The 22,496-nt window shown below is 62.7% G+C and carries 18 protein-coding genes; 15 read left to right on the top strand and 3 right to left on the bottom strand.

Annotated elements, in window-relative coordinates; all coding sequences use genetic code 11:
• Positions 1-9: 9 nt before the first annotated feature.
• Together NKJ81_RS07580 and nadE are read left to right on the top strand one after the other, a co-directional pair.
• Entirely contained in the window at positions 10-1,572 is a 1,563-nt protein-coding gene (locus NKJ81_RS07580; protein WP_352470635.1) for a class I adenylate-forming enzyme family protein, read from the top strand.
• Positions 1,569-2,576, top strand: coding sequence for an NAD(+) synthase (gene nadE / locus NKJ81_RS07575; RefSeq protein ID WP_352470634.1), 1,008 nt, complete (start codon positions 1,569-1,571; stop codon positions 2,574-2,576). Before NKJ81_RS07580 ends, nadE begins: the two co-directional genes overlap by 4 nt.
• Before the next feature lie 280 nt (positions 2,577-2,856).
• Here nadE and NKJ81_RS07570 read toward each other — a convergent pair whose 3' ends face one another.
• The 3 genes from NKJ81_RS07570 to NKJ81_RS07560 form a co-directional block, all read right to left on the bottom strand.
• Entirely contained in the window at positions 2,857-5,325 is a 2,469-nt protein-coding gene (locus tag NKJ81_RS07570; RefSeq protein WP_352470705.1) for an adenylate/guanylate cyclase domain-containing protein, read from the bottom strand.
• A gap of 81 nt (positions 5,326-5,406) precedes the next feature.
• Positions 5,407-6,501: a branched-chain amino acid ABC transporter substrate-binding protein gene (locus tag NKJ81_RS07565; RefSeq protein ID WP_352470633.1), complete on the bottom strand. Its 1,095-nt coding sequence runs from the start codon at positions 6,499-6,501 to the stop codon at positions 5,407-5,409.
• Positions 6,502-6,879: 378 nt separating this feature from the next.
• Positions 6,880-7,995 (bottom strand): hypothetical protein, encoded by a 1,116-nt coding sequence (locus tag NKJ81_RS07560; protein ID WP_352470632.1) that lies wholly within the window; start codon positions 7,993-7,995, stop codon positions 6,880-6,882.
• 522 nt (positions 7,996-8,517) lie between these two features.
• Between NKJ81_RS07560 and NKJ81_RS07555 the strand changes: the two genes are divergently transcribed.
• From NKJ81_RS07555 to NKJ81_RS07495, 13 genes are all read left to right on the top strand, one after another.
• Entirely contained in the window at positions 8,518-9,645 is a 1,128-nt protein-coding gene (locus tag NKJ81_RS07555) for a transporter substrate-binding protein (RefSeq protein ID WP_352470631.1), read from the top strand.
• Positions 9,642-10,244 (top strand): ANTAR domain-containing response regulator, encoded by a 603-nt coding sequence (locus NKJ81_RS07550; RefSeq protein ID WP_352455770.1) that lies wholly within the window; start codon positions 9,642-9,644, stop codon positions 10,242-10,244. Before NKJ81_RS07555 ends, NKJ81_RS07550 begins: the two co-directional genes overlap by 4 nt.
• A 19-nt stretch (positions 10,245-10,263) precedes the next feature.
• On the top strand, positions 10,264-11,130 hold the full coding sequence (locus NKJ81_RS07545; protein WP_352470704.1) for an ABC transporter permease: 867 nt from the start codon (positions 10,264-10,266) through the stop codon (positions 11,128-11,130).
• Positions 11,127-12,047: an ABC transporter permease gene (locus NKJ81_RS07540; RefSeq protein ID WP_352470630.1), complete on the top strand. Its 921-nt coding sequence runs from the start codon at positions 11,127-11,129 to the stop codon at positions 12,045-12,047. The genes NKJ81_RS07545 and NKJ81_RS07540 overlap by 4 nt, the downstream gene beginning before the upstream one ends.
• Positions 12,048-12,079: 32 nt before the next feature.
• Entirely contained in the window at positions 12,080-13,723 is a 1,644-nt protein-coding gene (locus tag NKJ81_RS07535; protein ID WP_352470629.1) for an ABC transporter substrate-binding protein, read from the top strand.
• Positions 13,713-14,657, top strand: coding sequence for an acetamidase/formamidase family protein (locus tag NKJ81_RS07530; RefSeq protein WP_352470628.1), 945 nt, complete (start codon positions 13,713-13,715; stop codon positions 14,655-14,657). The genes NKJ81_RS07535 and NKJ81_RS07530 overlap by 11 nt, the downstream gene beginning before the upstream one ends.
• Positions 14,654-16,450, top strand: a complete 1,797-nt coding sequence (locus NKJ81_RS07525) for an ABC transporter ATP-binding protein (RefSeq protein ID WP_352470627.1) — start codon at positions 14,654-14,656, stop codon at positions 16,448-16,450. Before NKJ81_RS07530 ends, NKJ81_RS07525 begins: the two co-directional genes overlap by 4 nt.
• A 204-nt stretch (positions 16,451-16,654) precedes the next feature.
• A complete protein-coding gene (locus tag NKJ81_RS07520; protein WP_352470626.1) occupies positions 16,655-17,539 on the top strand; it encodes a dihydrodipicolinate synthase family protein in 885 nt (294 codons plus the stop codon).
• 39 nt (positions 17,540-17,578) lie between these two features.
• Positions 17,579-18,238 (top strand): GntR family transcriptional regulator, encoded by a 660-nt coding sequence (locus tag NKJ81_RS07515; protein ID WP_352540095.1) that lies wholly within the window; start codon positions 17,579-17,581, stop codon positions 18,236-18,238.
• 61 nt (positions 18,239-18,299) lie between these two features.
• Positions 18,300-19,637, top strand: coding sequence for an extracellular solute-binding protein (locus tag NKJ81_RS07510; RefSeq protein WP_352540094.1), 1,338 nt, complete (start codon positions 18,300-18,302; stop codon positions 19,635-19,637).
• A 35-nt stretch (positions 19,638-19,672) separates the two neighbouring features.
• Entirely contained in the window at positions 19,673-20,575 is a 903-nt protein-coding gene (locus tag NKJ81_RS07505; protein ID WP_245274609.1) for a carbohydrate ABC transporter permease, read from the top strand.
• Complete coding sequence (locus NKJ81_RS07500) at positions 20,576-21,397, top strand: carbohydrate ABC transporter permease (RefSeq protein ID WP_023674179.1); 822 nt, start codon at positions 20,576-20,578, stop codon at positions 21,395-21,397.
• A gap of 40 nt (positions 21,398-21,437) precedes the next feature.
• Positions 21,438-22,496, top strand: coding sequence for an ABC transporter ATP-binding protein (locus NKJ81_RS07495; protein ID WP_352470623.1), 1,059 nt, complete (start codon positions 21,438-21,440; stop codon positions 22,494-22,496).

The raw sequence follows: 22,496 nt of genomic DNA, 5'->3' as shown, positions 1-22,496 counted from the left end.
GGAGCGTCCGTGCGGATCGAACATTTTCTGACGGCGAAGGCCGCTGCCCATCCAGCCAAAACGGCATTGATCACCGAGCACAAAAGGCTGTGCTACAAAGAGCTGGACGATCTCTCGAGCCGCTTGGCCGCCGCCCTTTTTTTGAATGGCGTCAGGCGCGACGACCGGGTGCTGATCTTCATGGACAATTGCTGGGAGGCTGCGGTTTCGATTTTCGCAGTTCTTAAAGCAGGCGCGACTTTCAGTCCGATCAACGCATCCACCAAGGCCGAAAAGCTAGCCTACATCATCGCCGATTGCGATGCCGCCGCGATCCTCACGCAAGCAAGACTGATGCCCGTGGTCGCCGAGGCGTCCGGATCCTCCGGCGAGACGTCCTCCGGCAAGACCGGCATCTTCGTGGCTTCCACCGTTGCTGCCGATAGCCAATGCCCGGCAGGGGCCACATCCCTGGCGGAGTGCTTGACGGTCCAAGTCAGGGAGATTGACCATCGCGGCGTTGACGTCGATCTTGCGATGTTGATCTACACCTCGGGCTCGACCGGCCGGCCCAAGGGTGTGATGATGACGCACCGCAATTGCGACGCGGCGGCCGACTCCATCACCAACTACCTGCGCAACTCGCCCGACGACATCATCTTGAATGTTCTGCCCCTCGCTTTCGACTACGGCCTCTATCAATTGCTGATGGCCGTCAGGCTCGGCGCCACGCTCGTGCTCGAGAAGTCCTTCGCTTTTCCCCAGGCGGTCTTTGAACGCATCCGCCAGGAAGGCGTCACCGGGCTTCCGCTCGTGCCCACGATGGCAGCGATGATCCTGCAGTTGAGGGACCTGGCGCCGGGCTTCCTGCCCAGCCTTCGCTATATTTCCAACACGGCGGCTGCCTTGCCGCCGCCTCACATAGAACGCCTTCGGTTCCTTTTCCCCGGTGTCAGGCTCTATTCGATGTATGGCCTGACGGAATGCAAGCGCTGCACCTATCTGCCGCCCGAGGAGCTCGACCGCCGGCCGGGCTCGGTCGGAATAGCCATTCCGAACACCGAAGCCTTTGTCGTCGACGACGAGGGGCAACGGGTGCCGCCGGGCGTAGCGGGTGAGCTGGTCATTCGCGGGCCGCACGTCATGCAGGGTTATTGGCGAAACGAAGCTGCGACGGCACGAGCCCTGCGCCGGGGTCCGAACCCTTGGGAGAAGGTTCTCTACACCGGCGATCTTTTCAGGGCCGATGAGGAAGGCTTTCTTTATTTCGTCGGCCGCAAGGACGACATCATAAAGTCGCGGGGAGAGAAGGTGGCGCCCAAGGAAGTGGAAGCCGTGCTTCACGCTCATCCGGGCATCGCGGAAGCGGTGGTTGTCGGTGTGCCGGATCCCGTGCTCGGGCATGCGATCGGCGCAGTTATAGTACGGTCCGACCCGGCGCTTACCGAAAAGGATATCATACGTCACTGTGCACGCCACCTTGAGGACTTCATGGTCCCCAAGGTCGTCGAGTTCCGCCGCGAGCTGCCGAAGACCGATACCGGCAAGGTCAGCCGTCGGCTTGCGGCAGAAACCATGGAGGCCGCGCAATGAATGTTCGCCCGACCGAGGATGCGCGGACCTTTCTGGCGCAGGCTCTGGCAATCGACCTGATCACCGAAACGGACCGTATCGTAACGGCCTTGCGCCAGCAGTTGCGCGGGCTTCGCAAGCGGGGCCTTGTGCTCGGTCTTTCGGGCGGGATCGATTCGAGCGTGTCGGTCGCGTTGGCGGTACGAGCCGTTGGCCCCAAGAATGTGCTTTGCCTGTTCATGCCGGAAAGCGATTCCGATCCTGAAAGTCTGCGGCTCGGCCGCCTCGTCGCCGAAACTTTCGGTGTCGAGGCTGTGACGGAGGATATCGGGCCGATCCTGCGCGCAATGGGCTGCTACAGGCGTCGCGACGCCTTCATCCGCGAATTGGTCCCGGAATACGGCGAAGGCTGGGCTTCGAAGATCGTGATCGCGAACGCCCTTGAGGGCGGGGGCTACAATATCTCGTCCCTGGTGGTGCAAGACCCGGAGGGCAAGCAGACGAAACGGAGAATGCCGCTGCCTGTCTATCTCGGCGTCGTCGCCGCTACCAATATGAAGCAGCGCACCCGCAAGCAGATTGAATACTATCATGCGGATCGCCTGAACTTCGCCGTTCTTGGAACCCCGAACCGGCTGGAATACGATCAGGGTTTCTTCGTGAAGAACGGTGACGGCGCCGCGGACGTCAAGCCGATTGCCCACCTCTATAAAACACAGGTCTATGCGCTTGCGGCCCATCTCGGTATTCCGGAAGAAATCCGCAACCGGCCTCCGACCACCGATACCTACTCGCTGGCGCAGACCCAGGAGGAGTTCTACTTCTCGCTTCCCTATGACCGTATGGATCTTTGCCTTTACGGTCTCAACAACGGCGTGGCGGCTGAGGTGGTGGGGCAGGCGGCGGGGTTGGCCGCCTCACAAGTGGAACACGTCTGGGCCGATATCATCGCCAAACGCAAGGCGACGCGTTATCTGCACATGCGTCCGCAACTCGTCGAGGAAGTCGAAGAACTCGGTACCTGACCTGCTTCGAGACCGGCCACGTCCCAGGCCGCCGTCATGGCCGAGATGGGCGGGAAGTTGCCGTTCGTCTCATCTGCGAGAACGAGCACGTTGCGCCATATCCGGACCCATGCCAGTGATGCCGTGAATGTTAAGTCTCGGCTCCGATGCCGACGTTCCGCCCGAGTTCGAAGACTGACCGCGACCGTTCTGCGGCCTTCGCATCGACAGCGCCAATGAGCGGCGTCCCACATCCCACTCCTTGTGTCCATTGGGAGGGGTCGTTGTGGACCAAGCCCTACTACCCAGGCTTGTGACGAAGCCGATCCAGCGCGTCTCGAAGTGCATTGGCGGCATCGCCACGCTCGTCAGGGGACATCAGCTCCGGTTCAAGTTCCAACCTGAAGTGCGGCAGCTCGGTCCGAACAGCACGACGAGCGGCCGCCAAATTGGCCTTCAGATCGATGACGCGGTAGGTGGCGACGGGATAAGCGATCCCCTTGACCTGGACTTGCCCCAGTTCTTCACAGTCGATTGCGTCCTTCACTTGCGCAAACGTCTCGTAGGAAATGAGGATTGTCCCCGGCGGCGCCTCCTGCTCCAGGCGCGAGGCGAGATTCACGGCGCCGCCGATTATCGTGTAGTCCATCCGGTCCTCGCTGCCGAAGTTACCGACGGTGCAGTAGTCGGTATGGATGCCGATGCGACAGCGCAGCGGTGTTTCGATCCCCATGTCCCGCCAGACTTCGGCAAGCTCGCTAATCCGCTTTTGCATTGCAAGTGCCATCTGCGCGCAAGCCAGCGCGTCCTCCTTGACGCCGCGAGTCTCGGGATCGCCGAAAAACATCAGGATCGCGTCGCCGACATATTTGTCGATCGTCGCGCCGTGATCCGAAGCAATTTTCGACATTTCCGTCAAATAGTGATTGAGGAGTTGGGTGAGATCCTCGGATTCCATTTTGTCAGTGGTCTCGGTAAAGCCCGCGATATCGGAGAAGCATATTGTCAGTTTCTTCCGCTGGCTGGCGATCCTGACCTCCTGGCGGCCGGTGAATATCGAGCGATACACTTGGGGCGCCAGATACTTCGCCAGCTTGCTGGAAAGCGCCTCCAGAACCACGGATTTCTCGGCGAGGTTCTCCTCCCTTTGCTTCAGCTCAGTGATGTCCGAATAGACGGCGACCGTGCCGCCGGCGCTGATCCGCCGCTCGCTGATCATGACCCATCGCCCGTCGCCTCGCCGCTGCACCCAAGGTTCGCCAGGGTTGCGGTGCCGCGAGAGGCGCTCGGCGACCCACTCCTCGACCCGCCCCTCGGCGTCCCTGATGTAGCCGCGCTCAGCGGATCGGCGAATGATTTGCTCGAATATCGTGCCGGGCGTCAGTTCGGTCTCCAGACCGGCGTAGAGCAATTCGCGGTAGCGGCTGTTGCTGAGGACGAGCCGGTCCTCCCCGTCGTACAGAGCGAATCCTTCGGAGATGCTTTCGATGGCATCGATGAGCCGCTGACGAGCTTCCGCAACGTCGCGCAGGTTCTTTTCCTCGACCTCGACGGCAGTATCCCGGAAAAGTCTCAGCGCTTCGGCCATGCGCCCGATTTCGTCGCTGCCCGCGGCTGGCAGCGGCGCACGAAGGTTGCCCCCCGCAATCGCGAGCATGCCCTGGCTCACGGCCCCCAGTCGGGCGAGGAGGCTGCGGTCGACATAGAGCCAGACAACCAGAACCGAACTCAGGAGGCTGAGGAAGGCGGAGCCGAGCACAACCGCGGTGCCGTAGCGCTGGACGAGCGCGGCTTCGCGACCGGACGCAGCGATCTCCTGGTCTGCCGTGGCGACCAGGCGATCGACGCCAGCGGTGAGATTGCGCGACAGTCGATTGTTCTCGGCCAGAAGCCTTTCGCCCTGTGCCAGGACAGCAAACTCGTCCTCCCGCGCCTTGGGGATGCTGTCCTCGCCGTCGGTCAAGCCCTTGAACTCATCGACACGCTGCCGAAAGCGGGTCCGCAGCTTTTCGTCGATCTCCGTGGAAACCTTTTCAAGAGCAGTGAGCGAACGGCGTAGCGGAAAAAGGATCAACGCCAGGTCGCCCGGCGTCGGCGCGTTCGCGACCTTCACCAGCGCGTCGTTGACTGCCGAGATCTCCAGCTGCGCCTTCTGCTGGGGGATGTAGGCCGCAATCGCCTGGACCAGGTCGGCCATCGCCGCTGCGCGTCGATCGGGCGATAGCGACGTGTCGGCCGCGACCGCCCGCCATTGCGGCAGCCTGGAATCCATCACTAGGATGCCGGTGGCGACAAGGCGCTGGCTTCCGGTTGTCGTCGCGGCGAGGCGGTTCAGGAGCTCCTCCTTGCGGGCGACCACGTCGAGCCGGGCGACAACAAGAGAGTCGAGCTCCTTCAGGTTGCGCCTCAGAACAATCGCGGCTTCCTCAATCTCGGCCAAAGGCACTGTGCCCAACGTGGCATCCCGGAGGTCCGTGCGCAGGGCCTCGAGGCGGGACATCTCGAGCGCGACGGCAGCCGAGACCTCGCTGTGCTGAGCCCTGCTTGTCGCTGCCAGCACCGATGGCGCGGCAGCAGCGACCCGTTCGGCCTGGCGCGACAGCTGGAGGGAGGCGAGCGCCGACGGCACTCGATCCGTGGTAATTCGGTCCACGACGTCGCCAACCTGGAGGAAGGCATAAAGCGCCGCAGCCGTTGCCAGCACCGCAAGGGCGCTGATCCCGAAAAAGGCGAGCAACAGCCGGCCACGTATGCCGAGGCGTTCAAGCATCTCGGCGAGTCGGAACAGTCCGGCCACACTGGTCTGCATCAGACTAGACATCTCAGCCGGCACGCCGGCGATCAGCGAACCCTATTCAACCGGCACGTACTCTCCGCCGCGCCAGACGTACCAAACCCAGCTCTGCTTCGTGAGGTCGCCCTTGTCGTCGAAATCGACCCGGCCGATCACCGTGTCGAATTCCTGTTCGTGCAGTGCCGCAATGACGGCCTTCGGCTCCAGCGAACCTGCCTTCGAGACCGCCTGGGCCCAAACCTGGACCGCGCAGTAGCTCAACAGCGTGTAGCCCGCGGGTTCGAAATTCTCCGCACGGAACTGCTCAACGACCGCGGCCGCTTCGGGGCTTCGCCTCGCGTCCGCCGGGAACGTGAAGAGGGTCCCCTCCGCCGCGGGGCCGGCGATCAGGGCAAATTCCTCGGTCGCCAAAGCATCTCCGGATATGAGCTGAACCGTGTAGCCACTGTCGTGTGCAGCGCGAGCAATCAGCGCAACCTCGGCATGATACCCACCCACATATAAGGCGGAGACGCCGGCGGTCCGCAACGTAGCGACCTCGGCCGAATAGTCGTCCTTCCCGGGAATGTATGCGTCGTAAACGGCCTCAGTCACGCCCCGCTTGTGCAGCTGCTTCCTGGTCTCGTCGGCGAGACCCTTCCCATAGGTCGAGTTGTCGTGGAGGATCGCAATCTTCTTGTTGCCCCAGCGATCGGCAAGGTAGTTGCCAGCGATGAAACCTTGCGCGTCGTCGCGGCCAATGGTGCGAAAGACATTGGCACGGCCCTGTTCGGTCAGCTGCGGATTGGTCGAGCCTGGGGATATCTCAACGACGCCCGCCTCCTCGTACACTTTTGATGCGGGGATCGAGGCCCCGGAGCAATAATGCCCGACGACGAGCACGACCCCGTCAGCCACCAGCTTCTTGGCGGCCGCCACAGCTTGCTCGGGATCGCAGAAGTCGTCGACCGAGATGAGCCTCACCTTCTGGCCGAGCACGCCGCCCGCCGTGTTGACGTCGGCCACTGCCATCTCCGCGCCGCGCTGTCCCTGCTCGCCGATCCAGGCGAGCCGTCCCGTCATCGCAGCCGAGACGCCGATCAGCACCTCCGCCCGTGCGGAGCTGAACACGGCCGCGAGAACCAAGATCAGTATGGCGATGATGCGGTGCATGTGTGCACCCCCTTAACTGTAGCTTACGCCAATCCCGTCAAAGCCGACAGCCCCTTCGGCAAGCGCGACTGTCTCGGGCTGCTATTGCAGCGCACACCCAATTTGGCGAAGCAAGCATACACTGGAATGGCGTGTCATAACTTCGTTCGCTGAGGTCGGAATCGCGCGCCAAATCCGGACGTTACCACTGACCGGAGTGAGCGTCGTGATTGGGTCACGGAGCGTCATGCGACGCTCCCAACTGGATGACGGCAAAGGGTCGAACTCGGTCGTTCAGAGTGATTGGGTTTTGACCCAAGCATTCTGCAGCCAAGTGGAAACGCGCCTAAAATAAATAGTTAGAGCGGGATGCCCGCTTCAACTTGAACGCATCCCGCTCTAGCTGAAGCGGCTCCCGATAAGCCGGCTCCACTGCTCGCCCGCAAGGCCGTTCAGGAAGACTTGCGAGTTCTTCATCGCGTCCAAAAGCTCTGGATCGCGTGAATGTACCACCGTTGAGGCAACGGTCAGGAAAGCAATGCGTCGTCCAAGCATCGCCTCCAGAAGTGCAGGTTGAATACGTCCGCGCAGGCCGCTGACGCCGCGCGCGGCGGCGTGATCGATCAGGCAGTCAATCACCGGGCCCGCCTGGCCGGGAAGGGCGAAGATCTGCAGCACGCGACCAATTTCATACTTCCGTGCGTAGTAGGCGAAAGCGCCGACATTGGTGCCGACTGGCGACGTCACACAAACGTAGACAAGCTCCCCCAGATCCGGCTTTTGTGCCGCATCTGTCAGGATGTGGTCGAGTTGATCTTCCGTCCAGTCAGGCCGCAGGGCGAATTGAGCGGTAAACGGTTCGATGAGCCTGGCAAATGCATGGCTGTCGATTTCGGATGTACGAAATGCTCCGTGGCCTGCCCCGTCCACCGCCACACCCGACCAACGTCGTTCGCTGGACGTCATCCTTCTGCAGTAAAATCGGTCGACTGCACGCGCCAGCGGATTGAGCATTCGCGCAAGCGCCATGCGATTGGCGGAAAGGCTGAGCATGAAGGCCGCGGGGCGCATCACACGGACCCAGTCAAGGCTGTATTGCGGCAGGACCACGCCGCGCAGCCGGGTCCACAATTTCACGGAAATATCGTTGGCCGTCTCGCTGAAGGAGATGTCCTGCGGACCATCCAGGTAAGCTTTCAGCAAGCGGGCGCCGGCCAGCGGGTCGTGCTCATGGTCCTCGACCATGAGCGAGCTACAGATGGCCGCGCGTAGTTGTCGGCCGTTGAACGTCATCGGCAGGACGTGGACGCCGACAAATCCGGAGACGCGACCGGCGTCGTTGACATGGACAAGCGACCGGAGGTTGTCTGCGCAACCGGGCGCATCCAGATAAAACCGTTGCATGTATTCCACGAGAGAGGCCGGCGCTTCGGTCCTCTCCTTCAACAGCACGCGCTGAAACATGTTCGCAACTGCCGGGAGGTCGGCGCCTTGCAAGGCGCGAATGACGCTCAAGCCCGGCTCCCGCCACCAAAGTCCCATCCACCGAGCTTCCGGGCCAAGGCGACGCGAGGCACGAGAACATCGGGCGCGCGTTCCAACTCGACGCCCATGAAGCCGTGCAACCTCGGCCAGTTGGCATCGCCCCGGTGACCGAACGGAGTGCTGAATTGCTGCGGCAAGGTGGAACCCTTTGCTTGACCGACGAAAACCGGCGTCATTGCTGCTAGCAGATTCAGGTAAACCGATATTAAAGTCGTTGCTTTGAATGGTAGCGAACCGGGTTTGTCCGGGCCCCATAGCTGGACATCAGCAATTTTGGTTCCTGGCGGACTCTAAACGACCAGCGGCATGAGTTGCGTGCTGCGCGCCGAACCGTTTCGGCTGGCCAAAGTTTCGCGTGGCGGCTCTTGACTGGGAGCGCGGGCGTAATACGGTGAGGACAAATACCGGCTCCGACCGCCGGGCGGCAAGAATGCCTCGTATGCCTCGCCCTGCGGCGGTGGCTGCGGGGCATTGTCATTTTTGAGGCATTGCTTGAAACGGCATATCGACATCGGCATTCTCTATTCGCGGTCCGGCAACTACCGGCTGGTGTCCGAATCCTGCCGTGCGGGTGCGATGAACGCCATCGCCGACGTCAACGGCGATCTCGCTATCCCATTCGAATTCATCCCGATCGAGCGCGACCCGCAGGGCAACATCGATCGCTATGCAAGCGGCTGCGCGGACATTCTCGCCAACAGCGGCGCGCGTCACATCATTGGCTGCGTCACCTCGTGGAGCCGCAAGGAGGTCATTCCAATCCTGGAAAGGGCAGGCGGCACGCTGTGGTACGCCTGCCCGTACGAGGGCTTCGAAGCCAACGAGCATGTCGTCTACACACACGCCTGCCCCAATCAGCATCTCGTACCGCTGCTCGCCTATGTCGTGCCTCGTTTCGGCGCCGATGGCTTCCTGCTCGGTTCCAACTACATCTGGGGCTGGGAGACCAACCGCGTGGCGCGCGACCTGATTGCGGACGCTGGCGGCAAGGTGCTGGGCGAACGCTATCTGCCGCTCGGCGAGGTCGATGTTGCGCGGCTGATCGCGGAGATACAGGCGACGAGACCTGATTTCATTCTGAACAATCTCATCGGCCCTTCTTCTTATGCCTTCATCGCTGCCTATGCGGAGCTTGGCCGGCGCGACCCGCATTTCAGGCCGGAGCGTTGCCCGATCCTGTCCTGCAATCTCACGGAATGCGAATTGCCGGCGCTCAACGGGGCAGGCGATGGCCACCTTTCCGTTGGGCCCTATTTTCACGACATCTCGGGGGCGGATCGCGGTGCGGTTCCAGTGCCTTCCGTCATGCCGGCCTCATCCTTCGAGGCGGCGGCTTATGCCTCGGTGCGCATGCTCGCCGAGATCCTCACCCTTAACCCCGGTGCACAATGGACGGACCTTCCCAAGGTCTTTTCCGAAACATCATTTCGAACGCCGCTGGGCGACATCGCCATCGACCAGCAAACCCAGCATGCTACCTTGCCGGTGCTAATCGGACGTATCGATGGAACATCGTTCAAAACGGTCACACTGACGAAGGGCGTGGCACCCGATCCCTACCTTTCCCGCTATGACCGGACGGAGACGTTCGGGCGGCCACGCCTGCGGGTGGTGTCGTGAGCAAGATGGCGCGTATCCCGAACCTTGGAGGCGCCAGGGCTTTTGTCCTGCATCGTCCACATCCGACCGTGCAGGCGATCACAAGGCAATTGTCGGCCATCGGCCTTGAGGCGATTGGCTTCTGGCCGGAACTGCCGGCCGAAGCCTTGGCGGCGGACTTCGTCTTCTTCGACGTCGATCTCGGCTTTGACGAGCAATTTCCGTGGAAGCCGGGCGAGGCGCCGATGCCGCTGATAGCACTGATCGGCTCCGAGGCGCCGGGGCGCGTCGAATGGGCATTGTCGCACAAGGCCGATGCGCAGTTGCTGAAACCGGTCGGCAATGCCGGCGTCTATAGCGCACTTTTAATCGCAAGGCAGAGTTTCGAGGCGCGCAAGCTTCTGGCCAGCGAGATTGCCTCGCTTCGTCAGCGGGTCGCGGAGCGCCAGACCATCGTACGCGCGGTAGAGGTCTTGTCGAAGGGCGCCGAGGACGGCCGTGCCTATGCGCAGCTCCGCTCGCTGGCGATGAGCTGGCAAATCAGTGTCGAGGAAGCCGCGCGCAGGATCGTGGCGATGACACAAGAAGAAGGCGACGATGACCAATCCGATCGCGCCTGAGCTTTCGGCCGCCGGGCGTATGCCAGCCAAGCCTCGCGCCGGCGTCTGGCGACGTCTGCTAAAACGGCCTCTCGCTTTGCTCGGCCTCGGGATTATTGCCGTTGTCTTGGCCGGCGCCATTCTTGCACCGTGGCTGACAGGCTACGATCCAAACGAGCAGATGTTCGACGGGCTCACGCTTGAAGGCGCGCCACTGCCGCCGGGAGCCCAGTTCTGGCTGGGCACCGACCTGCTTGGCCGCGACCTGCTGACCCGTCTCCTATTCGGCGCGCGCACGTCGCTGATCATCGGCATCGTCGCCAATGGCGTGGCGCTTCTGATCGGCACGCTGGTCGGCATCACCGCCGGCTATTTCCGCGGCTGGATCGGCAGCGCGCTTATGCGCTTCACCGATTTGATGATGGCTTTCCCGGCGCTGCTGCTCGCCATCTGCCTGGCGGCGGTGCTCCAGCCGAGCCTGTGGATCGTCGCCATGGTGATCGCATTGGTGAACTGGGTGCAGACCGCCCGCGTCATCTACACCGAGACAAGTTCGCTCTCCGAACGCGAGTTCATCGATGCCGAGCGCACCATCGGCGCTAGCGCTCCACGCATCCTGTTCCGCCATATCCTGCCACATCTTTTGCCGACGATCATCGTCTGGGGCACGCTCGGTATTTCGACCACGGTGCTGCTCGAAGCGACGCTCAGCTATCTCGGCATCGGCGTGCAACCGCCGACCGCGTCATGGGGCAACATCATCTTCGAGAACCAGACCTATTTCCAGGCCGCGCCCTGGCTGGTCTTCTTTCCCGGTGCGGCGATCCTGGCACTGGCGCTGGCCTTCAACCTGATCGGTGACGCACTGCGCGACATCCTCGATCCGACGCAAAGGGGGCGGGCATGATCGCCTATCTCGGCCGCCGCGTTGTCCAGTCGGTGCTCATCTTGCTCGGCGTCTCTCTGATCACCTTTGCGCTGCTCTACCTGCTGCCCGCCGATCCCGTCCGCCAGATCGCCGGCCGCAGCGCCACACCCGAGACGGTCGAAAACATCCGCCGGCAGCTCGGCCTCGACCAGCCCTTCGTCGTCCAGTATTGGCACTATCTGACCAGCCTTCTCAGCGGCGATCTGGGGCGCTCCTACATTCAGCGCTCGGAGGTCACGGAGCTTATCGTCTCGCGGCTGCCGGCAAGCCTGCTGCTGATGGTCGGCGCCATTGCCTGCGAAGTCGTGATCGGGCTGACGATGGGCCTCATCGCCGCCGTCAAGCGTGGCACCGCCACCGACCAGTCGCTGATGGTCGCCTCCTTCGTTGGCGTCTCGGCGCCGCAATTCGTCGTCGGCCTGATGCTGCTTTATGTGTTCGCGGTGCGGCTCGGCTGGTTCCCGATCGGCGGTTACGGCACCTGGCGTCATCTGGTGCTGCCGTCGCTGACCATGGGAATTCTCGGCGCCGGCTGGTACGCCCGCATGATGCGCTCGTCGATGATCGACGTGCTGCGCCAGGACTACGTGCGTACCGCGCGTGCCAAGGGTCTTGCACGCAGCGCCATTATCCTCCGGCACGCGCTGCCCAACGCCATCCTGCCGGTCATCGCCATGATCGGCATCGATATCGGCATCTTCATGGGCGGCATCGTGGTTGTCGAAAGCGTGTTCGGCTGGCCAGGCATCGGCCAGCTAGCCTGGCAGGCCATTCAGCGCATCGACATTCCGATCATCATGGGGGTCACCCTGGTTTCGGCCTTTGCCATCGTGCTCGGCAATCTCCTGGCCGACACTGTCGCACCGTTCATCGATCCACGCATCAAGCTCAGATGAAAACCAAGAAAACCAGAGAAAGGGAACATGACATGAGAAAATATCTAATATCGACCGTGGCGGCATCGGCGCTTGCGCTGGTGCTTGGCATGACAAGCGTACGTGCCGAAGACGCCGTCGATCCGAATGCCAAGCAGGGCGGCGCGATCACCATCACCTACAAGGACGACGTCGCCACGCTCGATCCGGCCATCGGCTATGACTGGCAGAACTGGTCGATGATCAAGAGCCTGTTCGACGGGCTGATGGACTACGAGCCGGGCACCACCAACCTGCGGCCCGACCTTGCCGAGAGCTACGAGATTGCGCCCGACGGCAAGACCTTCACCTTCAAGCTGCGCCACGGAGTGAAGTTCCACAATGGCCGCGAGATGACCGCCGACGACGTGAAATATTCGCTCGACCGGGTCACCAATCCAAAGACACAGAGCCCGGGTGCCGGTTTCTTCGGCTCGATCAAAGGCTATGACAACGTCGCTGCCGGCAAGGCGGAGAGCCTGGCGGGCATAACCGTCGTCGATCCCTACACGATCAAGTTCGAGCTGACCCGGCCCGACGCCACCTTCCTGCATGTCATGGCGATCAACTTCTCGCATGTGGTGCCGAAGGAAGAAGTCGAAAAATACGGCGCAGACTTCGGCAAACATCCGGTCGGAACCGGCGCCTTCAAGCTCGCCGAATGGACGCTCGGCCAGCGCGTCGTATTCGAGCGCAACCCGGATTACTGGCACGAGGGTCTGCCGCATCTCGACAAGATCACCTTTGAGATCGGCCAGGAGCCGATCGTGGCGCTGCTGCGGCTCCAGAAAGGCGAGATCGACGTTCCCGGCGACGGCATTCCGCCGGCGAAATTCCAGGAGGTGATGGCCGATCCCGAGCAGAAGGCCCGTGTCGTCGAGGGCGGCCAGTTGCACACCGGCTATATCACCATGAATACCACCATGGCGCCCTTCGACAACGTGAAGGTGCGGCAGGCGGTCAACATGGCGATCAACAAGGACCGCATCGTCCAGCTGATCAACAACCGTGCGGTGCCGGCCAATCAGCCGTTGCCGCCGTCGATGCCTGGCTATGACAAGGAATTCAAGGGCTATCCCTATGACGTGGCCAAGGCCAAGGCCTTGCTTGCCGAGGCCGGGCATCCCGACGGATTTGACACGCAGCTGTTTGCCATGAACACCGATCCCAACCCGCGCATCGCGCAGGCCATTCAGCAGGATCTGGCGGCGGTCGGCATCAAGGCCAGCATCCAGTCGCTCGCGCAGGCCAACGTCATCGCCGCCGGCGGCGACAAGGCGGGTGCGCCGATGATCTGGTCCGGCGGCATGGCCTGGATCGCCGACTTCCCCGATCCGTCGAACTTCTACGGCCCGATCCTCGGCTGTGCTGGTGCCGTCCCGGGCGGCTGGAACTGGTCGTGGTATTGCAACAAGGCGCTCGACGCCAAGGCGGCCGAAGCCGACTCCATCGTCGACCCGGCCAGGGCTGGCGAACGCGCCAAGATGTGGAGCGAGATCTACGGCAAGATCATGGAAGACGCGCCCTGGGCACCGGTCTTCAACGAGCAGCGTTTCACCATGAAATCAACCCGCATGGGTGGCGCCGACAACCTCTATGTCGACCCGGTCCACATCCCGATCAACTACGACAATGTGTATGTGACCGATGTGCAATAACTGCGACTACACCATCCACGGGCGCCACCATCATTTCGGCTGGGACAATTCCTTTGTCCCGGCCGAACGGGTGGCGCCAGGGGCGACGATCGAGTTCCAGTGCTTGGACTCGTCCGGCGGGCAGCTGACGATGGAGAGCACCATCGACGACGTTGCTTTGCTCGACTTTGCCAAGGTGAACCCGGTCACTGGGCCAATCTATGTCGACGGGGCAGAACCGGGCGATGCCCTGAAAATCACCATCGAGGCGTTCAAGCCATCAGGCTTCGGTTGGACGGCGAACATCCCGGGATTCGGTCTGCTGGCGAATGACTTCTCCCAACCGGCACTGAATATCTGGAAGTACGACGCCGCCTCGCTCGAACCGGCGCTGTTCGGCAAGAGCGGCCGGGTGCCGCTCAAGCCCTTCGCCGGCACCATCGGCAATGCCCCGGCTGAGCCGGGTCTGCATTCGGTGGTTCCGCCGCGGCGCGTGGGCGGCAACCTGGATATCCGCGATCTCGCCGCCGGCACGGTGCTCTACCTGCCCGTAGAGGTCGCGGGCGCGTTGTTCTCGGTCGGCGACACGCACGCCGCGCAAGGCGATGGCGAGGTCTGCGGCACGGCGATCGAGAGCCCCATGAACGCCGTGCTGACGCTCGATCTGGTCAAGGATGCCCGGCTGCGGACGCCGCGTTTCACAACGCCCGGTCCGGTGTCGCGGCATCTCGACGCCAAGGGCTACGAGGTGACAACCGGTATCGGGCCGGATCTGATGGACGGCGCCAGGAGTGCCGTTTCCCAGATGATCGACCTGCTCTCCGGCCGCTACGGCATGGATCCGGTAGATGCCTATATGCTCGTCTCGGTTTGCGGTGACCTGCGCATCAGCGAGATCGTCGACATGCCCAACTGGGTGGTTTCGTTCTACTTCCCCCGCTGCGTCTTTGAATGAAGGTGGAGGACATCAAACGATCCAGGCAGGCCGCCGCGGAGAGTGGCTCTCTCAGGCCGGTACTCAGCGTCTCAGGCCTGAGCGTCGCCGTGCGCGGCGAGGAGGGCGAGCGCGACGTCGTTTCCGACCTGACATTCGGCCTGACGCGCGGCGAAACGCTTTGCATCGCCGGCGAGTCCGGTTCCGGCAAGTCGATGACGGCGCTGGCCATCATGGGCTTGCTGCCGCAGCCGGCGGCACGCATCGGATCAGGCTCCATCCGGCTCGGCGATCAGGACCTCGCGGCTCTCAGCGAGAGCGGCATGCGCCGCATCCGCGGCGACCGTATTGCCATGATCTTTCAGGAACCGATGACATCGCTCAATCCGGTGCTGTCCATCGGCCGTCAGCTCACGGAGGCGATCGATGCACACACCTCGATGTCGCGCTCCAACTCGCGGCTGAGGGCGCTCGAGGCGCTGAAGGCAGTCCGAATTCCGGATGCCGAACGGCGGCTCGAGCACTATCCGCACGAACTCTCAGGCGGCATGCGCCAGCGCGTGATGATTGCCATGGCTCTGGCCCTGAACCCGGACGTGCTGATCGCCGATGAGCCGACGACCGCCCTCGATGTCACGGTTCAGGGTGAGGTGCTGGAACTGCTGCGCGACCTGCAGCGCGAGCACGGCACCAGTGTTATCCTGATCACGCACGACATGGGCGTCGTCGCCGAGATGGCGGACCGCGTCATCATCATGCGTGACGGACGGATGGTCGAGCAGGGCAGCGCGGCTGACATCTTCAATCGCCCGCAGGCCGACTATACACGCGAGCTTCTGGCCGCCGTGCCGCGCATTGGCGGCGGACGGACCGTCGAAGAACGACAAGACGCCGCCAACATGCCGGCCGAGCTTGTATCTGTCAGCGATCTTCACGTCCGCTTCGACCTGCACGGCGGCTTCTTCGGCCGCGTTGACCGCAGGGTGCACGCGGTCGAAGGCGTCAGTTTCTCGATCGCGCCGCACGAAACCCTGTCGCTGGTCGGCGAATCGGGCTGCGGCAAGTCGACGACGGCCAAGGCGATCGCCGGGCTGGTGCCCTACACCGGCAGCATTTTAATCGGCGGCCAGGACTTGTCGGCGCTCAGCCGCAAGGAGCGCAAGGCTGTCCGCCGCAATGTGCAGATGATCTTTCAGGATCCCTTCGCGTCCCTCGATCCGCGCATGCGGGTCGGCGATCTCGTCGCCGAGCCTCTGCTGATCCACGGCCTCGGCGACAGAGAGCAACGGCATGCCCAGATCGCCGCCCTGTTCGAACGCGTCGGCCTCTCGGCTGACCAGATGGAGCGCTATCCCCACGAATTCTCCGGCGGGCAGCGCCAGCGAATCTGCATTGCGCGGGCGCTGGCGCTGCGACCAAAGCTGATCATTGCCGACGAGAGCGTCTCTGCTCTCGACGTGTCGGTGCAGGCGCGCGTGTTAAGATTGCTGAAGGAGCTGCAGCGCGAATTCGGCGTCGCATATCTCTTCATCTCGCACGACATGGCGGTGGTCGAGAACATCTCCGATCGCGTGGCGGTAATGTATCTGGGGCAGATCGTCGAGATGGGCACCCGCGACCAGATCTTCTCCAACCCGCGCCATCCTTACACAAAGCGGCTGATCGAAGCCGTTCCGGTTCCCGATCCAGGCCGGCGCCGCGCCCGGTTCGCCCGTTTGGACAGCGAAATTCCAAGCGCTGTGCGGCGCATCGGTGACGAGCCCCGGAAACTCAAGCTCGAAGATGTTGGCGACGGCCACCTCGTCGCCACTTGATCGAGCTTAGGCTGCCTCGTGCAGCCAATCCCGCAGAGGCTCGGGGACAGCTGCATATGTGATGTTCGAGCGGAGGAAAATGATCGGCGATGGCGCTGCCGCGGCAGCGCCGTTCGGCGATGCCGAGTTGGCAACATCACCCGTTTACACCTGACATGTTAGCGTGCTAACGCTACATCCACATTGATTTCAACGGAGATCGTATTGGCTTCCCGCTTTGGTCTTTCGGTTGCCCTGACCACACCCTTCGACCCGTCGGGGCAGATAGCGCTCGCGCCGATGATCGCGCATGCCCGAGCCTGCCTTGGCGCCGGCTGCAGCAGCGCGACGCTGTTCGGCACCACCGGCGAAGGAGCCTCGGTCGGCACCGACGAGCGACGGATCGTCACCGAGGCCATGCTGGCGGCCGGTATTCCGCCACATCAGCTCGTCGCCGCAGTGCTGGTCGATGCAGCCGAAGATGCCGCCGATCAGGCCCGGCACGCTTTGCAGCGCGGCGTTCGCAACATTCTGCTCGCTCCGCCGAGCTACTTCAAGAATGTCGGCGAGGACGGGCTGTTCGGATGGTTTTCCGCCGTCTTCGCCGCACTCGGTCCGCTGGCGCGCGACGTGCTGCTCTATAACATCCCCTCAGTCACCATGGTGCCGCTCCCGCTTGGGCTGATCGGCCGGCTGCGCGCCGCCTTTCCCGCTGTGGTGGCCGGGGTGAAGGATTCCGGCGGGGACTGGAGCTACAGTGAGGCGCTGCTTGAGGCGCACGGCGATCTGGTGATCCTCATCGGCGACGAACGGCATCTCGCGAGAAGCGTGCGCCGCGGCGGACAGGGCGCGATTTCCGGCATGGCTAATTTTGTTACCGGCGAAATCCGGGCAATGGTCGAAAACGGGGGCGACGACCCACGCGTCGAAGACTTCGTGCTCGAATTGCTCAAATACCCGGTCACGCCGGCGGTGAAGGTCATGGTCGCGCGCAAGACCGGCGACGAGCGCTGGCTGGCGGTCCGCCCGCCCCTAGAGGCGATCGATCCACAGGGACAGCGGCAGCTTGCCGCTGCCTTCGACAGGCTGTTTGCGACAGAGGCAGCCTGACCGACAAGGCCGGGCTGACCGACAAGGAAGCGAGCTGAAGTGGAAGAGGGCAGCGAACCGATCACTCTCCGGGAGAAGGCCTATGCCAGCTTCACGCGGCATTTGCTGGCCCGCGATCTGCGGCCGGGGCAGTTCGTGTCACAGCGCGAACTGGTCGCTTTCACCGGGCTGCCGCTGGGTGCCATTCGCGAGATCGTCCCGCGTCTCGAGGCCGAGGGACTGCTGACCACCATCCCGCAGCGCGGCATGCAGATCGCGCATATCGATATCAATCTGATCCGCGAGGCGTTTCAGTTTCGGTTGTTCATGGAACGCGAGGCAGTGGCGCTATTCACGACCAGCGCTTCTGATGCCGAACTTGCCCGCATGCGGCGCGAACATGAAGAGATGCTGGCCCAAGCTCTCGGGCAGGCACCGACGCCGGAAATGGAAGCCAAGGCCCAGAACATCGACTGGGCGATGCACGACACCTTCATCAATGCGCTCGGCAACGAGATTATCGCCAAGGCCTATCTGGTCAACTCGGTGAAAATCCGGCTGATCCACCAGGAGCGTTTCCGCATCGACGGTCGTGTGGTGCCGGTGATGCGCGAACATTTGGCGGTCATCGAAGCCATGGAGAGCCGCAATCCGCAAAGAGCGGTTGAAGCGATCAGTCTGCATATCGACAATGCGCGCCGGCTGGCGCTCCAGATCTGAGGAAATATAGCCGCGCCGCGGTTTGCGGCGCATCCACAACGACAGCAACCGGGAGGAAGAAATGTCGTCCAATCTGTTCAACCCAACCAGGAGGCAACTCCTTGCCGGAACCGCGGCGCTAACCGCTGCGGGCCTTGTGGGGCTTCGCCCCGGCTTTGCCGCAGGCGTTGACTGGAAACGCTTTGCCGGGACGACGCTTGACGTCAATCTGGTGAAAAGCCCGCGCAGCGACACCATCCTGAAATATCTCGCCGAGTTCGAGGAACTGACCGGCATCAAGGTCAATGCCGAGGCAACGCCCGAGCAGCAGCAGCGCCAGAAGACGGTGATCGAGTTGAGCTCGGGCAAGCCGAGCTTCGACGTCGTGCATCTGAGCTACCACGTGCAGAAGCGCCAGTTCGAGAAGGGTGGCTGGCTGGCCGACATCGCCGGCTATCTCGCCGATCCGTCGCTCACCGACCCGGCGCTGGTCGAAAGCGACTTCGCCGAAGCCGGCATGCTGTTTGCCAAGGACGGCCAGGGCGTGCTGCGCTCGCTACCGTTCTCGGTGGACTACTGGATCCTGTATTGGAACAAGGAGCTGTTCGAGGCCAAGGCCCTCAAATACCCAGAGACCTTCGAGCAACTGGTGGCAGCCGCCGAAGCGCTGACCGACCACTCGACCAATACATACGGCTTCGTCGCCCGCGGGCTCAAGAACGCAAACACGCCGGTGTGGACGTCGCTGATGCTCGGCTACGACATGACGCCGCTAGATGACAAGGGCAAGCTGCGCACCGAGGCTCCCGAGGCGATCGAGGCTGCCGCGCTCTATCAAAGATTGATGACCAAGTCCGCCCCTCCGGGCGTTACCGGGTTCAACTGGGCCGAAGCACAGTCGGCCTTCCTGCAGGGCAAGATCGGCATGTGGCTCGACGGCGTGGGTTTTGCCCCGCCGATGGAAGATCCGGAAAAATCGAGGGTGGTCGGCAAGGTCGGTTACGGCGTGATGCCCAAGGGTCCCAAGGCGCATGCCTCGGGCACCTTCGGCGACGGGATTGGCGTTACCGCCGCCAGCGAGAAGAAGGAGGCTGCCTATCTGTTCTGCCAGTGGGCGGTATCGCCAACCATGGGTGCACGGCTGTTGCAGGCCGGCGCCGGCGTTCCGTTCCGCAAATCCGTGCTGGAGGATCCCAAGGTGCGCGAAGGCGTCACCATGCCGGCAAGCTGGCTTGATGCCGTGGTCGGCTCGGGCAATATCAGTCGGCTGGCACTGCCGGTCATCATCCCCGTCACGGAATTCCGCGACATTTATGGTGTGGCGTTGACCAACATGATTGCCGGCGCCGATCCAGCCGCGGAGCTGAAGAAGGCCACCGAACAGTTCCAGCCGGTTCTCGACAGGAGCGAGCAGGGCTGATGTCGGCCACCACCCCAGAACAGACCGGGGTGACGATGCCGGTTATCGACGGGAGCCAGACGATCCGGCTGGCTCCCAACTACTGGCCATTCGTCGTCCCCGCACTCGTCGTCGTCGGCGCCGTCATCGTTTTCCCCTGGGCTTTCACCCTGTGGATGAGCGTCAATCGCTGGACGCTCGGCCAGTCGCGGAGTTTTGCCGGGATGGAAAACTATCTCCGCCTGGCCAGCGACCCACGTTTCTGGGAATCCCTTGTTCATACGTTGACCTACACCTTCCTCTCGGTTGCAGCGCCGATGCTGCTGGGCACCCTGGCCGCCCTGATCTTCGATGCCAGGTTTCCGCTGCGCGGCTTGCTGCGCGGCGTCTTCGTCATGCCGATGATGGCGACACCCGTTGCCGTCGCACTGGTTTGGACAATGATGTTCCATCCTCAGCTTGGCGTGCTCAACTACCTGCTGTCGCTGGTCGGCATCCCGGCCCAGGAATGGATATTCAACGCCAACACGGTCATCCCGTCGCTGGTTGCGGTCGAGACCTGGCAGTGGACGCCGCTCGTCATGCTGATCGTGCTTGGCGGGCTGGCCTCGGTGCCGCGCGAGCCCTTCGAAAGCGCCGAGATCGACGGCGCCAATGCCTGGCAGCAATTCCGCTATCTCACTCTGCCGATGATCGCGCCGTTCCTGATGATCGCGGTCATCATCCGCACCATCGATGCGCTGAAGAGCTTCGACATCATCTACGCGATGACCCAGGGCGGGCCGGGTACGGCGTCGGAGACCATCAACATCTATCTCTACAACACCGCCTTCTCCTACTACGATATCGGCTACGGCTCGGCCATGGCCGTGGTGTTCTTCATTGTCATCGTGGCCCTGTCGTTTGTCCTGCTGATGCTGCGCCAACGCTCGCAGTGGATCGATACGGAGGGCAAATAGATGAGTTCACGGCTGCTCAACCAGATCGGTCTGTTTTTCGCTGCCCTGGTTTTCGTCTCCCCGGCGATCCTGTTCTTCCTCTGGATGATCTCGCTGTCGCTGAAATTCGAGATCGACAACGGTGCCTATCCGCCGATCCTGATCCCCGAACGCTTCGCCTGGTCGAACTATGTAAAGGTGTTCGAGGAGAACAATTTCCTGCTCTATCTCTGGAATTCGGTGCTGGTGACCGGCACGGCGACCTTGCTGGCGCTGCTGATCGGCGTACCGGCCGGCTATGGCATCGCACGGCTCAAGGCTGAACGATCGGCGGTCGTCATCATGATCGCCCGAATGACACCTGGGCTATCCTATCTCATCCCGCTGTTTCTGCTGTTCCAATGGATCGGGATACTCGGCACGCTGTGGCCGCAGATCATCATCCATCTGGTGGTGACGGTGCCGATCGTGGTGTGGGTGATGATCGGCTATTTCGAGACCACGCCGATGGAACTGGAGGAGGCGGCCAACATCGACGGCGCCAGCTCCTGGCAGGTTTTCCGGCTGGTTGCCCTGCCCATCGCCAAGCCAGGCATCGTCGTCGCCTTCATCCTGTCCGTGATCTTCTCGTGGAACAATTTCGTCTTCGGCGTCGTGCTCGCCAGCCGTGAGACGCGCACACTGCCGGTCGCCGTCTACAACATGTTGTCCTACGAGCAGGTCAGCTGGGGGCCGCTCGCCGCGGCGGCGCTGGTGGTGACGTTGCCAGTGCTGATCCTGACCATGTTCGCGCAAAGGCAGATCGTGGCGGGGCTGACCGCCGGCGCCGTCAAGGGCGGTTGAGCGCGCGCCCGGACATCACTCTTTTTCCAGGAAAGATCCAATGGCATCGGTAACGATCAACAACGTGCAGAAGGCCTTCGGGGCCACCAAGATCATTCACGACGTCAGCGTCGACATCGCCGACGGCGAATTCGTCATCCTGGTCGGCCCGTCGGGATGCGGAAAATCGACGCTGCTGCGCATGATCGCAGGCCTTGAGACGATCTCCGGCGGGAAGATCGCCATCGGCGAACGCATGGTCAACAATCTGCGCGCGCGGGACCGGAACATCGCCATGGTGTTCCAGAATTATGCGCTCTATCCGCATATGACCGTTGCCGACAACATGGGCTTTGCCCTCAAGATCAAGAAAGCCGACCCGGCCGACACCGCTGGCCGGGTCCGGAAGGCAGCCGGCATCCTCGGCCTGGAAAAGCTGCTTGACCGCTATCCGCGCCAGCTTTCGGGCGGCCAGCGTCAGCGCGTCGCCATGGGCCGCGCGATCGTACGTGACCCGCAGGTCTTTCTGTTCGACGAGCCGCTCTCCAACCTCGACGCCAAGTTGCGCGTCCAGATGCGCGGCGAGATCAAGGCCCTGCACCAGCGGCTGGGTACCACGACGATCTATGTCACGCACGACCAGATCGAGGCCATGACGATGGCCGACAAGATCGTCGTGCTGCATGACGGCCTGGTCGAGCAGATCGGCGCGCCGCTGGACCTCTACGACCATCCGGCCAACCTCTTCGTTGCCGGTTTCATCGGCTCGCCCGCCATGAACTTCATTGCCGGCCGCATCGAGGAGGGCGTGTTCCGCAGCGCCGGCGGGTTGGTCCTGCCGTTGCCGGAAGGCGCCCAGCCCGCGGATGCCGCAGGACGCGAACTCGTCTACGGCATTCGACCGGAACATATCCGGGCGACGGGGCAAGGCGTGCCGGGTACGATCACGCTTCTCGAGGCGACAGGCTCGGAAATCTTCGCCAGGGTCGACTGCTCCGGTGAAGAAATTTCCTGCCTTTTCCGAGAAAGGCTTGCGCTCAGGCAGGGCGAAGGGGTGGGGATCGAGATCGACCGCGCATGTGCGCATCTGTTCGACGCAGCAACCGGTCGGCGCATCTGA

The organism is Mesorhizobium sp. M0018 (assembly GCF_040323955.1).
GTDB lineage: Bacteria > Pseudomonadota > Alphaproteobacteria > Rhizobiales > Rhizobiaceae > Mesorhizobium.
This window is presented reverse-complemented; position numbering and strand designations above follow the sequence as displayed.

Bases quoted from the DNA above. Each gene is read 5' to 3' on its own strand.
- nadE (WP_352470634.1), top strand. From the start codon at position 1,569: ATGAATGTTCGCCCGACCGAGGATGCGCGGACCTTTCTGGCGCAGGCT.
- NKJ81_RS07570 (WP_352470705.1), bottom strand. From the start codon at position 5,325: ATGCTTGAACGCCTCGGCATACGTGGCCGGCTGTTGCTCGCCTTTTTC.
- NKJ81_RS07565 (WP_352470633.1), bottom strand. From the start codon at position 6,501: ATGCACCGCATCATCGCCATACTGATCTTGGTTCTCGCGGCCGTGTTC.
- NKJ81_RS07545 (WP_352470704.1), top strand. From the start codon at position 10,264: ATGCCAGCCAAGCCTCGCGCCGGCGTCTGGCGACGTCTGCTAAAACGG.
- NKJ81_RS07540 (WP_352470630.1), top strand. From the start codon at position 11,127: ATGATCGCCTATCTCGGCCGCCGCGTTGTCCAGTCGGTGCTCATCTTG.
- NKJ81_RS07535 (WP_352470629.1), top strand. From the start codon at position 12,080: ATGAGAAAATATCTAATATCGACCGTGGCGGCATCGGCGCTTGCGCTG.
- NKJ81_RS07530 (WP_352470628.1), top strand. From the start codon at position 13,713: ATGTGCAATAACTGCGACTACACCATCCACGGGCGCCACCATCATTTC.
- NKJ81_RS07525 (WP_352470627.1), top strand. From the start codon at position 14,654: ATGAAGGTGGAGGACATCAAACGATCCAGGCAGGCCGCCGCGGAGAGT.
- NKJ81_RS07510 (WP_352540094.1), top strand. From the start codon at position 18,300: ATGTCGTCCAATCTGTTCAACCCAACCAGGAGGCAACTCCTTGCCGGA.
- NKJ81_RS07505 (WP_245274609.1), top strand. From the start codon at position 19,673: ATGCCGGTTATCGACGGGAGCCAGACGATCCGGCTGGCTCCCAACTAC.
- NKJ81_RS07500 (WP_023674179.1), top strand. From the start codon at position 20,576: ATGAGTTCACGGCTGCTCAACCAGATCGGTCTGTTTTTCGCTGCCCTG.
- NKJ81_RS07495 (WP_352470623.1), top strand. From the start codon at position 21,438: ATGGCATCGGTAACGATCAACAACGTGCAGAAGGCCTTCGGGGCCACC.